The organism is Streptomyces aureus (assembly GCF_000725495.1).
Taxonomy (GTDB): domain Bacteria; phylum Actinomycetota; class Actinomycetes; order Streptomycetales; family Streptomycetaceae; genus Streptomyces; species Streptomyces aureus_B.
In genome coordinates this window covers 1-13,499 of the sequence record NZ_JNZD01000013.1, presented here as the reverse complement: position 1 = coordinate 13,499, position 13,499 = coordinate 1, and the positions used below count along the sequence as shown (strand labels likewise).

The following is a 13,499-nucleotide window of genomic DNA, read 5'->3' as shown; positions in this document are numbered from 1 at the left end:
TGAACCGGACAGCCGTACTACACGACGTGATCCCGGCAGAGGATCAGACGCACCGCACCTGGAGGGTCGTCCGTTGTTCAGCATCACCGTCCGCGATCACCTGATGATCGCCCACAGCTTCCGTGGCGAGGTCTTCGGACCCGCGCAGCGCCTTCACGGGGCGACGTTCCTGGTGGACGCCACCTTCCGGCGCCCCGAGCTGGACGACGACAACATCGTCGTCGACATCGGACTGGCCACGCAGGAGCTCGGCGCCGTCGTGAGCGAGTTGAACTACCGCAACCTCGACAGCGAGCCGGACTTCAAGGACACCAACACCTCGACCGAGTTCCTGGCGAAGGTCATCGCCGACCGGCTCGCCGACCGTGTGCACGCCGGAGCCCTCGGCGCGGGCGCCCACGGCCTCGCGGGCATCACCGTCACCCTGCACGAGTCGCACATCGCCTGGGCGAGTTACGAGCGTGACCTGTGACCGACGTGACCCTCGACAAGGCGTCCCCGCTGTCCGGCCGTGCCGCACAGGCCGCCGGCCCCGGTGCCCTGAACTACGTGCCCGTGCAGAACGCGGCTCTCAAGAACGCCGAGATCATCCCCATGTCCCTGCGCACCGTGCACTTCGTCATGCCGGGCGGCGTCGACGACCCGGCCACGCCGAGCGGCGGCAACGCCTACGACCGCCGGCTCTGCCTCGACCTGCCCGGCTTCGGATGGCAGGTCGAGCGCCACGTCCTCGACGGTGAATGGCCGCGCCCCGGCGCGAACGCCCGCACCGAACTCGCCCGGACCCTGGCCGACCTGCCCGACGGCACCGTCGTCCTCCTCGACGGGATCGTCGCCTGCGGAGTCCCCGAGATCGTCGCCCCCGAGGCCGACCGGCTGCGCCTCGTGGTCCTCGTCCACCTGCCGCTCGGCGACGAGACGGGCCTGGAGCCCGCCGTGGCCGCCGAGCTGGACGCCCTGGAACGTACGACCCTGCGGGCCGTGTCCGCCGTCGTCGCCACCAGCGAATGGGCCGTCCGCCGGCTCGTCGCCCACCACGGCCTGGCTCCCGACCGGGTCCACGCCGCCGCGCCCGGCGCCGACATCGCCCCGCTCGCCTCCGGCACCGACGGTGTCTCCCGGCTGCTGTGCGTCGCCTCGGTCACGCCGCGCAAGGGCCAGCACCGGCTCATCGAGGCCCTCGCCACCGTCACCGACCTGCCCTGGAGCTGCGTCTGCGTCGGCGGGCTCAACCAGGACCCGGCCTACGTCGAGCATCTGCGCGGCCTGATCGCCAAGTACGGCCTCGGCGACCGGCTGCACCTCGCCGGCCCCCAGGCCGGTGCCGAACTCGACGCCACCTACGCCGCCGCCGACCTGATGGTCCTCACCTCCTACGCCGAGACCTACGGCATGGCGGTCACCGAGGCCCTGGCCCGCGGCATCCCCGTGCTCGCCACGGACGTCGGCGGAGTGCCCGAGGCCGTCGGACGCGCCCCCGACGGCGGAGTCCCCGGCATCCTCGTCCGCCCGGAGGACCCGGCGGCGCTCGCGAGCGAGCTGCGCGGCTGGTTCGGCGAGGCCGACGTGCGCCGCCGGCTCAAGGCCGCGGCCCGCGGACGCCGTGCCGCCCTCGACGGCTGGGCGACCACCGCGCGGAGCCTGGCCGGAGTGCTCGGCCGGCTGCCCCAGGAACCCCGGAGGGCCGCGTGAGCACCGCGACGACACCGGCGAGCGGGCCGGACTCCGGCTTCCCCGAGGAGAAGGTGAGGACGGGCGTGCCCGGTCAGCGAGTCGGGGACCCTGACACCGAAGAGGTCCGCTACGCACCCCAGTGGCTCCAGCTGCGCGAGCCCGCCGACGCCGCCGCCCGGGCGGCCGACCTCCTCGACCCGCTGCGCATCCGGCTGGCCAACCGGCCCGCGCGCGGCGGACTCGCCATCCACGACCTCGGGTGCGGCACCGGCTCCATGGGCCGGTGGCTGGCACCCCGGCTCGACGGCGCCCAGCACTGGATCCTGCACGACCGCGACCCCTATCTGCTGCACTTCGCCGTCGTCGGCGCACCCAAGGCGGCGGCCGACGGCAGCCACATCGACGTCACCACCCAGCGCGGTGACATCGGGCGGCTGACCGCGGACGCCCTGGCCGGTGCCTCGCTGGTGACCGCCTCGGCGCTGCTCGACGTGCTCACGGCCGAGGAGATCGACCGGCTCGCGGCGGCCTGCGCCGGCGCCGGTGTGCCCGCCCTGCTCACGCTGTCCGTCGCCGGCCGGGTGGAGTTCACCCCGGCCCACCCGATGGACGCCGAGATCACCGAGGCGTTCAACGCCCACCAGCGGCGCGGCGACCTGCTCGGCCCGGACGCCGTCACCGCCGCCTGCGAGGCGTTCGCCCGCCACGACGCGACCGTCCGGGTGCACCCGAGCCCCTGGCGGCTCGGCCCCGACGAGGCCGAGCTCACCGCCGAGTGGCTGCGCGGCTGGGTCGGCGCGGCGGTGGAACAGCGCCCCGAGCTGGCGGAACGCGCCGAGGCGTATCTGAAGTCCCGGCTGGAGACGTGCGCCGCGGGCGAGCTGCGCGTCGTCGTCCACCACAGCGACGTGCTGGCGCTGCCCCACCCCGTCGGAGGTGCGGCGTGAGCGCGGGCCTGGAGACACTGGGCCCGGCCGCTCCGGCCCCGGACCTCGACGGCCCGCACCTGAAGGACCCCGCGGAGTCCGGCGCGCCCGTCGGGCGGGTCCCGGACCCCGCGGGTGCCGGACCGGGGTCCGCCCCGGCCGGTGACACCGAGAGCCGCGAGGCCGACGGCACCCCCCGGACCCGTCGGATGTCCGGCGCCGTCCGCAGGCACGTCGGCACCGCCGCCGGCGTCCTCATCCTGGGCGTACTGCTGTGGCGCCTGGGTACCGGGGTCTTCGTGGACGGGCTGCGCCGCATCGACGGGACCACGCTGACGGTGGCGATCGCGATCGGGCTGCTCACCACGGTGTTCAGCGCCTGGCGCTGGTGCCTGGTCGCGCGGGAGCTGCGCATCGAACTCCCGCTGGGCGCGGCCGTCGCGGACTACTACCGCGCGCTGTTCCTCAACGCGGCACTGCCCGGCGGGGTCCTGGGCGATGTGCACCGGGCCGTGCGGCACGGGCAGAGCGCCGGCGACCTCGGCCGGGGCGTGCGCTCGGTGGTGCTCGAACGCACCGCGGGACAGGCCGCGCTGCTGGCCGTCGGCGCGGTGGTGCTGCTCACCCAGCCGTCACCGGTGCTGGCGCAGGCCCGCGAGGCCGCCCTGGTCCTCGCGGTCGTCGTGACGGCCGCGGCGGTGGCGCTCGTCGTCGTCCGCAGACGGCGGGGCACTTCCCGCTCCGGACGCTTCGGGGCCCTGCGCGGCGCGCTCGTGGAGGCCAGGGGCGCCCTGCTGGCCCGGCGCAGCTGGCCCGGCGTGCTGCTCTCCTCGGTCCTGGTGCTCGCCGGGCATCTGGCGATGTTCGTGCTCGCCGCCCGGGCCGCCGGATCCGGCGCGTCCGTCGCGGTCCTGACGCCGCTGGCCCTGCTCGCCCTGCTGGCCATGGGGCTGCCGCTGAACGTCGGCGGATGGGGCCCCCGCGAGGGCGCCACCGCCTGGGCGTTCGGGGCCGCCGGGCTCGGCGCCGGCATGGGCCTGACCGTCGCGGTGATCTACGGCGTGCTGAGCTTCGCGGCGGCCCTGCCGGGCGCCGTGGTCCTGGTCGTCCGGTGGGGTGCCGCGCTCCGGCGCCCCCGGGAGGAGAGCGCGGGAGGACCCGATCAGTGCACCGTCTCGGACGTCAGCAGCGAGAAATACGCTCCGAAGGCCTCGGTCAGCCCGGCGAGGAGTTCCTTCCCCTTCTCGGCGTCGGCCCTCGAGGGACGTCCGATGACCCCGGACTCGGTGTAGGCCGACATGCCGAGGGTGAGCAGATGCCGGCGGTCGTCGGCGACGAAATCGGAGGTCTCATAACCGTCTTCGACGCATTCCGGATGGGCATGCAGGAGAATGGACGTCTCGATTTCTCCCGCGTGCATGTCGGTGAGCAACGACGTCTGCACACCGGCCCGTTCGCACGCGCCTTCCCAGTCCTCCGCGGCCGGGAAAAGCGCCATACGCGTTCCGGTGCCCGCGGATTCCTGGACCACATTGCCCAACACGTAATTCCCGCCGTGCCCGTTGACCACGACCAGAGTGTCGACGCCCGACCGCCGCAACGAAGCGGCGATGTCCCGGACGACGGCGTACAGCGTGACGGCGGAAATGCTGACGGTGCCCGGCCAGGCGGCGTGCTCGTGCGAGCAGGAGATCGTCACCGGAGGGAGCAGGTGCACCGGATAGGCGGCCGCGATCTCCCGCGCGATGGCGCACGCCACCAGGGTGTCGGTCGTCAGCGGAAGGTACGCGCCGTGCTGTTCGAGGCTCCCGACGGGAAGGACGGCGACCTGGCGGGCGACACCGGACCCCCGCTCGCGGACATCCTCCGTGGTGTCCAGTGACAGCAGACCACCCGACACCATCACACGTGTTCCCGAACTACTCATCTTTCACGGCCCTTTCGACTCTGCTTAGGAACCAGATCATGACAGATAACTTTGGCGAACTCGGCGGGAATGCCCCCCTCACAGGTGTCGAACGCGTCGTGATTGCCCCGCTGCCCACCGTGTACGGCGATTTCCACGCGGTCGGTTATATGGACCACGACCTCGGCGAGGAACAAGTCGTCCTCGTGTACGGCGACTTGGACACCCTCGGAAAGGGCGACGTCCTGACCCGGCTGCACTCGGAATGCCTGACCGGTGATTCCTTCGGCTCGCAGCACTGCGAGTGCGGCCCCCAGCTCACCGCCTCGCTCCAGGCGATCGCGGCCGAGGGCCGTGGCGTCCTCGTCTATCTGCGGGGCCACGAGGGCCGGGGCATCGGTCTGCTCGCCAAGCTCAAGGCGATGAAGCTCCAGGCGGAGGGGCTCGACACCGTCGAGGCGAACGTCGCCCTCGGACTGCCGGTGGACGCCCGCGACTACCTGGTGGCGGCCCGGATGCTCCAGGACCTCGGCGTACGGTCCGTGCGGCTGCTGTCGAACAACCCGCGAAAGCGCGAGTCGCTGCTGCGCAACGGCATCAAGGTCGCCGAGCAGGTGCCGCTCCTGATACCCCCGTGCGAGGACAACCTCACCTACCTGCTGACCAAGCGGGAGCGCCTCGACCACTACCTGCCCCACCTCGACGGCGAGGAGTGGGCGAAGGCGATCTTCGCCGGGTCGGCGAAGACGGTCGTCACCGAGGAATGACGGAAGAGGATCACGACACCGGCCCCGCGGAAGAGGGGTTACCGGAGTCGGGGGAGCGGGGCGACCGGTCCCGGGGCGACGAGCGTGACGGCCCCGGACCGGGCCCGTACGATCGCCGGGCGCCCGGGGACACCCGACGGGACCGGTCCGGCCCGCGTCCCGGTGCCGGAGGAGGGACCATGAGGACCGCCGAGCAGGCGGCGCCGGTGCCGAAGACCCCCGCGCCACCCTGGCGAAGCGCCCGCTTCCGGCGGTTCGCGCTGGCCGGACTGATCTCGGCGACCGGATCGGCGATGGCGCCGCTCGCGCTCGCCTACGCGGTGATCGGGGAGGGCGGCGGAGCCGGCTCGCTCGGCCTGGTGCTCGCCGTGAACACCGTGCCGACCATCGCCTTCCTGCTGGTCGGCGGAGTGCTCGCGGACCGGATGTCCCGCAGCCGGATCCTGCTGCTGGGCAATCTGGGCGCCGCGGCGGCCCAGGGAGCGCTCGCCGTCGTCGTCCTCACCGGCACCGCCTCGACCGGCTCCATCGCCGCCTGTGGATTCCTGTCGGGAGTCGCCGTGGCGTTCACCGTGCCCGCCGGTCAGGGCGTGGTGAACCAATTGGTGGAGCCCGGACAGCTTCAGCTCGCCAACACGCTGGTCAGACTGCCGACGAACGCCGTACGGGTGCTCGGTCCCGTGGTCGGCGGGCTGGTCGTCGCTCTCTGCGGACCGGCTTGGGCGCTGGCCTTCGACGCGCTCACCTTCCTCGCCGCCGCCCTGCTGCTGCACGGGCTGCGCCTGGACGCTCCCGTCGTCGCGGGCGGCGTCCTCGGCGATCTGCGGTCGGGCTGGTCCGCGTTCCGCTCCCGCACCTGGCTGTGGACCTACACGCTCACCGGGACGGTCGTGGTCGCCGCCTGGCTGGCCGGCTACCAGATGCTCGGGCCCGTCCTCGCGGCACGGCAGTACTCCGGGGCGAGCTCCTGGGGCCTGGTGCAGGGGGCGTTCGCCCTCGGACTGCTGGCGGGCGGGCTGGTGTGTCTGCGCTGGAAGCCGTACCGGCTGCTCGCGGTCGCCGTGGCCACCAGTTCCCTGCTCTTCCTGCCCCTGACGGCGCTGGGACTCGCGCTGCCGCTGCCCGTCGTCCTGACCGCGTCGCTGATCGCGGGCGTCGGGCTCGACATCGCGATCGTCACCTGGACCACCGCCTTCCAACTGCACGTCCCCGAGGGCGAACTGGGCCGGGCGGCTGCGTTCAACAGTGTCGGGGAGCGCTGTGCGATCCCGCTCGGCTATCTGCTCGCCGCACTGGCCGCGGGCATCTGGTCGGAGCGGCAGGTGCTGCTGGTCTGCGCGGTCGTGATCGTGGCCGCCTCCGCGCTCAACCTGTGCGTGCGGGACGTGCACCGGGTCAACCGGGCGCCCCGGCAGTGATCAGCTCCGTACCGCCTCGTGCAGCAGGCGCTTGAGGTCCGGGAACACCGAGTGCGAGCCCTTCGGCCGCAGTTGGCTCAGGAACTGCACGGTCAGATCGCGCCGGGGGTCGACCCAGAAGGTCGTGGTGGCCACGCCGCTCCAGCCGAACGCGCCCTCGCTGGACGGGGACCGGGTGGCCTCCTGGTCCACCACGACGGAGACGCCCAGACCGAAGCCGAGGCCCGCGTTGCCGTCCTCGCGGTGGGCCGGGCTGCCGAAGGAGCGCCGGTCGGCGTTGCCCGGCAGCTGGTTGGCGGCCATCAGGTCCACGGTCCCGGGGCGCAGCAGCCGGGTTCCCTCGAGTTCGCCGCGGCGCCGGAGCATCTCCATGAAGCGGTGGTAGTCGTGGGCGGTGGAGACCAGGCCGCCGCTGCCGGACAGGAAGCGGGGCCGGCCGCGCAGCGGGAGACCGGCGATCGGGACGAGCCGTCCCTCGTCGTCCTCGCCGTACAACTCGGCCAGTCGGGCGGCCTGTTCGTCCGTGACCTGGAAGCCGGTGTCCGTCATCCCGAGCGGTCCGAGGACGCGCCGGTGGAGGAAGTCGTCGAGGTCCTGTCCGGAGACCACCTCGACGATCCGGCCGAGGACGTTGGTGGCCACGGAGTAGTTCCACTGGGTGCCGGGCTCGAACTGGAGCGGCAGCCGGGCGTACACCTCGCAGGTCCCGGCCAGGTCCGCGCCCGGTGCCACCGAGGACTCCACGCCCGCGTCGCGGTAGAGCGCGTCGACCGGATGCCGGTGGTAGAAGCCGAAGGTCAGGCCCGCGGTGTGGGTCAGCAGATGCCGTACCAGGATGGGCTGTTCGGCCGGCCTGGTGGTCGTGCCGGACCCCGATCCGCCGACGTACACCCGCGGTTCGGCGAAGGCCGGGAGGTGGTCGGCCACCCGGTCGTCGAGTCCGAGGCGGCCCTCCTCCATCAGCATCAGGGCCGCGACCGAGGTCACCGGCTTGGTCATGGAGTAGATCCGCCACAGCGTGTCGCGCTCCACCGGGAGTCCGGCCGCACGGTCGCGCGTCCCGTACGTCGTGAGGTGGGCGACCCGCCCGTGCCGGGCGACGGCGACGAGAAAGCCGGGGAGCCGGCCGTCGTCGACCAGAGCGGCGAAGTGGCGGTCGAGCCGGTCCAGTGCCCCGGCGTCCAGACCGACGGATCCCGGCTCGACTTCCTGTCGCAGAGGTCCCATGGCTCTCCTTCGGACTGCGGCTCGTGTTCCTCATCGTCCCAAACGGGCTGGTGAGGCGTCGGCCGACCCCGGTGCGGCGGCGCCCACAGGGTCCTTGTGCCCCGGAAGTCCGAGGGCCAGCAGGGCCGCCGTCGCGGAGAACACCGCGAGCGCGCCGAGCGGGACGGCGACGCCGGAGCCGTGAGCCGACGCCATCAGGGTGGCCGCGACCGCGATCCCCAGCGTGGGCCCGATGTTCATCGCCGTCTGCTGGAGCCCGCCCGCCACACCGGCCGCCGCGGCGGGGGCGTGCCGTACCGCGACCGCCGTGGTGGTCACCATCACGGTGACGAATCCGGCGCCCAGCAGCAGGAAGCCGAAGGAGACGGGCAGGGCGGTGGACGACGGCTGGAGCCGGGCCAGTTGAAGGATGCCGGACGTGAGGACGAGCGCCCCCGCCACGACGGTGCGGCGCGGACCGAACCGGCGCATGAGGACGGCGGCCAGGGGAGCGCCGAGCACCATCGTCACGCCCGCCGGCAGCGCCCACAGGCCGGTCTCCTGCGGGTCGAGCCCCAGGGTCCGCTGGAGGAACCAGCTCGCGGCGAACAGGGTGCCGAGCAGGGCGGCGGACACGGCGACGAGGATGCCGAGGGCCGCGCCGATGGCCGCCGAGCCGAAGATCTCGGGCGGCACCAGGGGGCTCGCCGCCCGGCGCTGCCGGTGGACGAACGCCACGCCGGCGGCGGCCACCACGGCCGTCCCGGCGCCGCTCGCCGCCGTCCAGCCGGACTCGGGCACGGCGACCAGCGTGTGCACCAGGGCGACCAGCGCGACCGTGAGCAACAGGGCGCCCGGCACGTCGAGGCCGGCCCTCGCCGACGGTTCCGCCCCGCGATGCTCCCGTTCGGCGGGCGGGCGCACGCAGAGCGCCGCGACGCCCATCGCCAGCGCAGGCGGCACGTTGAGGAAGAACACCGAGCGCCAGCCGAAGTGGTCGACCAGAGCCCCGCCGAGCAGCGGGCCCGCGGCCGCGGCGATCCCGATGGCACTCGCGCGCAGCGCGATGGGCGTCGCGAGCCGGTCCGGCGGGTACGCGGCGCGCAGCATGCCGAGCGTGGCCGGCTGCAACAGGGCGCCGAAGACCCCCTGGGCGACCCGCAGCGCGATCACCCAGCCGATGCCGGGAGCGAGACCGATCGCGGCGGAGGCCGCCCCGAAACCGAGGATGCCGAGCGCGAAGACACGGCGGTGCCCGTGACGGTCCCCGAGGCGCCCCGCGAACACCAGCAGACCCGCGACCGCGATCAGATAGCCGGTGCTGGTCCACTGGACCTGCGCGAACGAGGCGCCCAGGTCGGACTTCAGCGTGGGCTGGGCGACGGTGAGGACCGTGCCGTCGAGGGCGACGATCACGGCCCCGACGACGCTGCTCGCCAGGGTGATCCCGCGGTGCGCCGTGCCCGCGGCCAGGGGGCGGCGGGCCTTCGTGACGGGAGCGGGCGCGGGGCCGCCGGAGCCGGGGACGCTCATCGCTGCACCGGTCCGAGGTGCGCGTCCAGCGCCGCGTCCAGCAGCGGGGCGTGGTCGTCGGTGCCCGTGGCGAGCCCCAGGCTGCCCCAGCCCCACAGCTGGGCGATGCCGTGCAGGTTCGCCCAGAGGGCGCCGGCGACGATCCGGGCGTCGGCCTCCGGGCGTACCCGGGCGACGAGGTCCACCAGGACCGCGAACAGCGGCAGGCTGGTCTCGCGGAGCCCCAACCTGCCGCTTTCCAGCAGGTCGTGACGGAACATCAGCTCGTACATGCCGCGCCGGGAGAGCGCGAAGTCCAGATGGACCCGGGCCAGGGCGGCGATCCGGGCGCGGGGGTCGCTGCGCTCGTCGCCGGCCGCGCCCGCCACGCGCGCCCCCAGATCCTCGAAGCCGCGGCGCGCGATGGCGGACAGCAGCTCCAGATGGGTGGGGAAATAGCGGCGGGGGGCGCCGTGCGAGACCCCCGCCCTGCGGGCGATCTCCCGCAGGGTCAGTGCCTGCGCGCCCTCCGCGGCCACGAGATCGACCCCGACGTCGACCAGGCGGGCCTTCAGGCCGGTGGTTTCCGGTTCGTCCATGGACAGTGTCTACCAGGTGCGCGTAGACACTGTCTACACACGGGGATCCGGGGAGACGGGATGACGTGGCCGAGGGGGAGCGTTGACACTCGTATGACTGACGAAGCGACCCACGACGCGACGCAGGACGCACTGCTCCGGCTGCTCTCCGAGTACAAGGGCGGAGTGCTCGTGACCCTCAAGAAGGACGGGCGGCCCCAGCTCTCGAACGTCAACCACGTGTACTACCCCGACGAGGGGATCATCCGGGTCTCGCTCACCGACGACCGCGCCAAGACTCGCAATCTGCGCCGGGACCCCCGGGCCTCGTACCACGTGACCAGCGCGGACCGGTGGGCCTACACGGTTGTCGAGGGCACGGCCGACCTGACGCCCGTCGCCGGGGACCCGCACGACGCGACCGTGGACGAACTCGTCCGGCTCTACCGGGACGCCCTCGGCGAACACCCCGACTGGGACGACTACCGCGCGGCCATGGTCAGGGACGGCCGGCTGGTGCTGCGGCTGCGCGTCGAGCGGGCGTACGGGATCCCTCCGCGCTGAGCCGGGCCGTCCCCTCGGGGACGGGAGGCGTGAGGCGGGTCCGGGCGGGCCCGGGCCCCGAGCGGGCGGTCGGCCCTGGTGGCCCCGGGCTCAGCCCGCGGCGCGGTCCGCCGTCAGATAGGCGATGACCATGTCGCCGAGCATCGCACGATAGTGCTCCCGCCGGCCGGGGGCGGTCAGATCGCGGCCGAACAGGGCGCCGAACGTGTGACGGTTGGAGACCCGGAAGAAGCAGAAGGCGCTGATCATCGCGTGCACGTCCACGGCGTCGACGTCCGCGGTGAACAACCCCGACTCCCTTCCGGTCGCCAGGATCCGGCCGATCACCTCGAGTGCGGGCGAGCCGATCCGGCCCAGCGCCTCGGAGTCGGCGATGTGCTCGGCCTCGTGGATGTTCTCGATGCTCACCAGACGGATGAAGTCGGGGTGCGCCTCGTGATGGTCGAACGTCAGCTCGGCGAGCCGGCGGATGGCCGCGACCGGGTCCAGGTGCTCGACGTCCAGTTCCTGTTCGGCCTGCCGGATCGCCGTGTAGGCGCGTTCCAGGACCGCCGTGAAGAGCTGCTCCTTGCCGCCGAAGTAGTAGTAGATCATCCGCTTGGTCGTGCTGGTGCGGGCGGCGATCTCGTCTACCCGGGCGCCCGCGAAACCGGCACGGGAGAACTCGCGGGTCGCCACGTCGAGGATCTCGGTCCTGGTGCGGGCGGCGTCGCGGACGCGCCCCCCGGACCGTGCCGGTTCTTCGACGCTGGTCATCGGCTTCCTTCGGACGAGACGGCGGGTGTCCGCGATTGTAGAAGCAGGACCCGACCGGTGGAGATCGCGAGGAGGTCCCTCCGTGCCCCGGTCCCGGCGCCGGTTCCACGAGGCATTCCCGTGCCGCCACACCGGCCCGCTCCACCGCACCCGCCCGGACCGGCCGCCCGCGGCCTCCGCACCGCGGGCGGACCGGAGCGCCAGGACGTCACGGTCCGCGGACGGGACCCGTCCTTCGGCGTCCTACAGGTCGAACTCGTGCGGGGGCAGGTCGAGCGTGAAGCACGCCGCGGCGGCCACGAGCGCGCACATCGCCATGCTCGCGTCGCGGAAGGCACCGCTCTTGAGATCGTTCTTCTTCGCCACGAGCTGGGTCTGCATCGTCGACGCGGACTCCTTGATGCGGTCCCACAGGGCCATGAGAACTCCATGTGTCGAAAGGAGTCCGGTCCGCCCGAGCGGGCGGACCGGTGCTCCTCGGTGTTTACGGCAGCAGTGTGGAAACTAGCGGACCGTGACGGAAGTTCCCGGTTGATTCCACGCGGCGATCACGGGATCGCCGTGTTCGGTGGAGAGCCGGCTGACCGTTCCCGTCGAGAGCTGGAACAGCCGCCCCGACTCCGGCGGCAGCCCCAGCCTGCGGGCGGTGAGCACGCGCAGGAAGTGCGCGTGCGCCACCAGCACCACGTCACCGGGGTGATCGCAGAGAGCGGCGTCCACGCGGGAGAGCACCCGGTCGGCGCGAACGCCCACCTCGCGCGGGGACTCGCCGGGGTGGCCGTCCGGGCCGGGCGGCACCCCGTCGTTCCACAGCACCCAGCCGGGCCGGGCCCGGTGGATGGCCCGCGTGGTGACCCCCTCGTAGCCGCCGTAGTCCCACTCGTGCAGATCCGGGTCGATCCGCGGGCCGGTGAGGCCCGCGAGTTCGGCGGTCCGGACCGCGCGGCCGAGGGGACTGGTGAGGACCTGGGCGAAGGAGCGCCCGGCGAAGAACGGCGCGAGGGACTTGGCCTGTTCCTCGCCGTGCCCGGTGAGCGGAAGGTCGGTCCAGCTGGTGTGCTGTCCCGTCAGCGTCCACTCGGTCTCCCCGTGGCGGACCAGGATGAGATCGCCCATGGTCCTTCCCTACTTCGCCGACTCGACGGCGTGGCCGCCGAACTGGTTGCGCAGGGCGGCGATCATCTTCATCTGCGGCGAGTCGTCCTGCCGCGAGGCGAACCGGGCGAAGAGGGACGCCGTGATGGCGGGCAGCGGCACGGCGTTGTCGATGGCCGCCTCGACGGTCCAGCGGCCCTCGCCGGAGTCCTCCGCGTAGCCGCGCAGCTTGTCCAGGTGCTCGTCGTCGTCCAGGGCGTTGACCGCGAGGTCGAGCAGCCAGGAACGGATGACCGTGCCCTCCTGCCAGGAGCGGAACACCTCGCGCACGTCGGTGACGGAGTCGACCTTCTCCAGGAGCTCCCAGCCCTCGGCGTACGCCTGCATCATGGCGTACTCGATGCCGTTGTGGACCATCTTGGAGAAGTGGCCCGCGCCCACCTTGCCGGCGTGCACGAAGCCGAAGTCGCCCTCGGGCTTGAGCGCGTCGAAGACCGGCCGTACCTTCTCGATGTTCTCGGCGTCGCCGCCGACCATCAGCGCGTAGCCGTTCTCCAGGCCCCACACACCGCCCGAGACGCCGGCGTCGACGAAGCCGATGCCCTTGGCCGCCAGCTCCTCGGCGTGCTTCTCGTCGTCCGTCCAGCGGGAGTTGCCGCCGTCCACGACCGTGTCGCCGGCCTCCAGCAGGTCACCGAGTTCGTCGATGACGGTCTGGGTGGGAGCGCCGGCCGGCACCATCACCCAGACCACGCGCGGGCCTTCGAGCGCGCCCACGAGTTCGGCGAGGCTGTGCACGTCGGCCAGGTCCGGATTACGGTCGTAGCCGACGACGGTGTGGCCGGCGCGGCGTATGCGCTCGCGCATGTTGCCGCCCATCTTGCCGAGACCGATGAGTCCGAGCTGCATTGTCAGTTCACTACTTTCGGAGAGTGCGGTAAACGGCCACGAGCGCGGCCGTGGAGGGATCGAGACCGGGGACGTCGGCGCCTTCGGTCAGGGCGGGTTCGACGCGCTTGGCGAGGACCTTGCCGAGTTCGACGCCCCACTGGTCGAAGGAGTCGATGTTCCAGACCGCGCCCTGGACGAACACCTTG

At 72.9% G+C, this 13,499-nt stretch carries 13 protein-coding genes and 3 pseudogenes; 7 read left to right on the top strand and 9 right to left on the bottom strand.

Annotated elements, in window-relative coordinates; genetic code table 11:
- The first annotated feature begins 73 nt into the window (after positions 1 to 73).
- From IO36_RS18605 to IO36_RS49190, 4 genes and pseudogenes are all read left to right on the top strand, one after another.
- Positions 74 to 472 (top strand): 6-pyruvoyl trahydropterin synthase family protein, encoded by a 399-nt coding sequence (locus IO36_RS18605; RefSeq protein WP_037621270.1) that lies wholly within the window; start codon positions 74 to 76, stop codon positions 470 to 472.
- Positions 469 to 1,692 carry a glycosyltransferase family 4 protein gene (locus IO36_RS18600; RefSeq protein ID WP_037621268.1) on the top strand — a complete coding sequence of 408 codons (1,224 nt, stop codon included), beginning with the start codon at positions 469 to 471 and terminating at the stop codon, positions 1,690 to 1,692. The genes IO36_RS18605 and IO36_RS18600 overlap by 4 nt, the downstream gene beginning before the upstream one ends.
- Positions 1,620 to 2,621 (top strand): class I SAM-dependent methyltransferase, encoded by a 1,002-nt coding sequence (locus IO36_RS18595; protein ID WP_051900723.1) that lies wholly within the window; start codon positions 1,620 to 1,622, stop codon positions 2,619 to 2,621. The genes IO36_RS18600 and IO36_RS18595 overlap by 73 nt, the downstream gene beginning before the upstream one ends.
- Before the next feature lie 188 nt (positions 2,622 to 2,809).
- Positions 2,810 to 3,625: pseudogene (locus tag IO36_RS49190) on the top strand (lysylphosphatidylglycerol synthase transmembrane domain-containing protein); the annotation flags it as partial.
- Positions 3,626 to 3,762: 137 nt separating this feature from the next.
- On the opposite strand, the gene IO36_RS18590 reads toward IO36_RS49190, so the two are convergent.
- A complete protein-coding gene (locus tag IO36_RS18590) occupies positions 3,763 to 4,527 on the bottom strand; it encodes a creatininase family protein (protein ID WP_051900630.1) in 765 nt (254 codons plus the stop codon).
- Between the two features lie 38 nt (positions 4,528 to 4,565).
- Between IO36_RS18590 and ribA the strand changes: the two genes are divergently transcribed.
- Both ribA and IO36_RS18580 read left to right on the top strand, forming a co-directional pair.
- Positions 4,566 to 5,273 (top strand): GTP cyclohydrolase II, encoded by a 708-nt coding sequence (gene ribA, locus IO36_RS18585; RefSeq protein WP_078943289.1) that lies wholly within the window; start codon positions 4,566 to 4,568, stop codon positions 5,271 to 5,273.
- Positions 5,274 to 5,452: 179 nt separating this feature from the next.
- A complete protein-coding gene (locus tag IO36_RS18580; protein ID WP_051900629.1) occupies positions 5,453 to 6,691 on the top strand; it encodes an MFS transporter in 1,239 nt (412 codons plus the stop codon).
- Here the strand turns inward: IO36_RS18580 and IO36_RS18575 are convergent, their stop codons facing one another.
- From IO36_RS18575 to IO36_RS18565, 3 genes are read right to left on the bottom strand one after another with little or no spacing between them, the layout of a single operon-like run.
- Positions 6,692 to 7,918 (bottom strand): serine hydrolase domain-containing protein, encoded by a 1,227-nt coding sequence (locus tag IO36_RS18575; protein WP_037621265.1) that lies wholly within the window; start codon positions 7,916 to 7,918, stop codon positions 6,692 to 6,694. It abuts the gene before it with no gap.
- Between the two features lie 30 nt (positions 7,919 to 7,948).
- Complete coding sequence (locus tag IO36_RS18570; RefSeq protein ID WP_078943288.1) at positions 7,949 to 9,430, bottom strand: MFS transporter; 1,482 nt, start codon at positions 9,428 to 9,430, stop codon at positions 7,949 to 7,951.
- Entirely contained in the window at positions 9,427 to 10,008 is a 582-nt protein-coding gene (locus tag IO36_RS18565) for a TetR/AcrR family transcriptional regulator (RefSeq protein WP_037621264.1), read from the bottom strand. Before IO36_RS18565 ends, IO36_RS18570 begins: the two co-directional genes overlap by 4 nt.
- A gap of 93 nt (positions 10,009 to 10,101) precedes the next feature.
- Between IO36_RS18565 and IO36_RS18560 the strand changes: the two genes are divergently transcribed.
- On the top strand, positions 10,102 to 10,551 hold the full coding sequence (locus IO36_RS18560; RefSeq protein ID WP_037621263.1) for a PPOX class F420-dependent oxidoreductase: 450 nt from the start codon (positions 10,102 to 10,104) through the stop codon (positions 10,549 to 10,551).
- A 90-nt stretch (positions 10,552 to 10,641) separates the two neighbouring features.
- On the opposite strand, the gene IO36_RS18555 is transcribed toward IO36_RS18560, so the two are convergent.
- The 5 genes and pseudogenes from IO36_RS18555 to IO36_RS44640 all read right to left on the bottom strand — a co-directional run.
- Positions 10,642 to 11,307 carry a TetR/AcrR family transcriptional regulator gene (locus IO36_RS18555; protein WP_037621261.1) on the bottom strand — a complete coding sequence of 222 codons (666 nt, stop codon included), beginning with the start codon at positions 11,305 to 11,307 and terminating at the stop codon, positions 10,642 to 10,644.
- A gap of 288 nt (positions 11,308 to 11,595) precedes the next feature.
- Positions 11,596 to 11,727, bottom strand: a pseudogene (locus tag IO36_RS46880) (Tellurite resistance TerB); the annotation flags it as partial.
- An 84-nt stretch (positions 11,728 to 11,811) separates the two neighbouring features.
- The gene (locus tag IO36_RS18550; RefSeq protein WP_037621259.1) at positions 11,812 to 12,423 is read right to left on the bottom strand and encodes a histidine phosphatase family protein; all 612 of its coding nucleotides are present in this window, start codon (positions 12,421 to 12,423) and stop codon (positions 11,812 to 11,814) included.
- A gap of 9 nt (positions 12,424 to 12,432) precedes the next feature.
- Positions 12,433 to 13,311 carry a phosphogluconate dehydrogenase (NAD(+)-dependent, decarboxylating) gene (gene gnd / locus IO36_RS18545; RefSeq protein WP_037621256.1) on the bottom strand — a complete coding sequence of 293 codons (879 nt, stop codon included), beginning with the start codon at positions 13,309 to 13,311 and terminating at the stop codon, positions 12,433 to 12,435.
- A gap of 10 nt (positions 13,312 to 13,321) precedes the next feature.
- Positions 13,322 to 13,499, bottom strand: a pseudogene (locus IO36_RS44640) (glucose-6-phosphate isomerase); the annotation flags it as partial.

Bases quoted from the DNA above. Each gene is read 5' to 3' on its own strand.
- IO36_RS18590 (WP_051900630.1), bottom strand. From the start codon at position 4,527: ATGAGTAGTTCGGGAACACGTGTGATGGTGTCGGGTGGTCTGCTGTCA.
- ribA (WP_078943289.1), top strand. From the start codon at position 4,566: ATGACAGATAACTTTGGCGAACTCGGCGGGAATGCCCCCCTCACAGGT.
- IO36_RS18580 (WP_051900629.1), top strand. From the start codon at position 5,453: ATGAGGACCGCCGAGCAGGCGGCGCCGGTGCCGAAGACCCCCGCGCCA.
- IO36_RS18575 (WP_037621265.1), bottom strand. From the start codon at position 7,918: ATGGGACCTCTGCGACAGGAAGTCGAGCCGGGATCCGTCGGTCTGGAC.
- IO36_RS18570 (WP_078943288.1), bottom strand. From the start codon at position 9,430: ATGAGCGTCCCCGGCTCCGGCGGCCCCGCGCCCGCTCCCGTCACGAAG.
- IO36_RS18565 (WP_037621264.1), bottom strand. From the start codon at position 10,008: ATGGACGAACCGGAAACCACCGGCCTGAAGGCCCGCCTGGTCGACGTC.
- IO36_RS18560 (WP_037621263.1), top strand. From the start codon at position 10,102: ATGACTGACGAAGCGACCCACGACGCGACGCAGGACGCACTGCTCCGG.
- IO36_RS18555 (WP_037621261.1), bottom strand. From the start codon at position 11,307: ATGACCAGCGTCGAAGAACCGGCACGGTCCGGGGGGCGCGTCCGCGAC.
- IO36_RS18550 (WP_037621259.1), bottom strand. From the start codon at position 12,423: ATGGGCGATCTCATCCTGGTCCGCCACGGGGAGACCGAGTGGACGCTG.
- gnd (WP_037621256.1), bottom strand. From the start codon at position 13,311: ATGCAGCTCGGACTCATCGGTCTCGGCAAGATGGGCGGCAACATGCGC.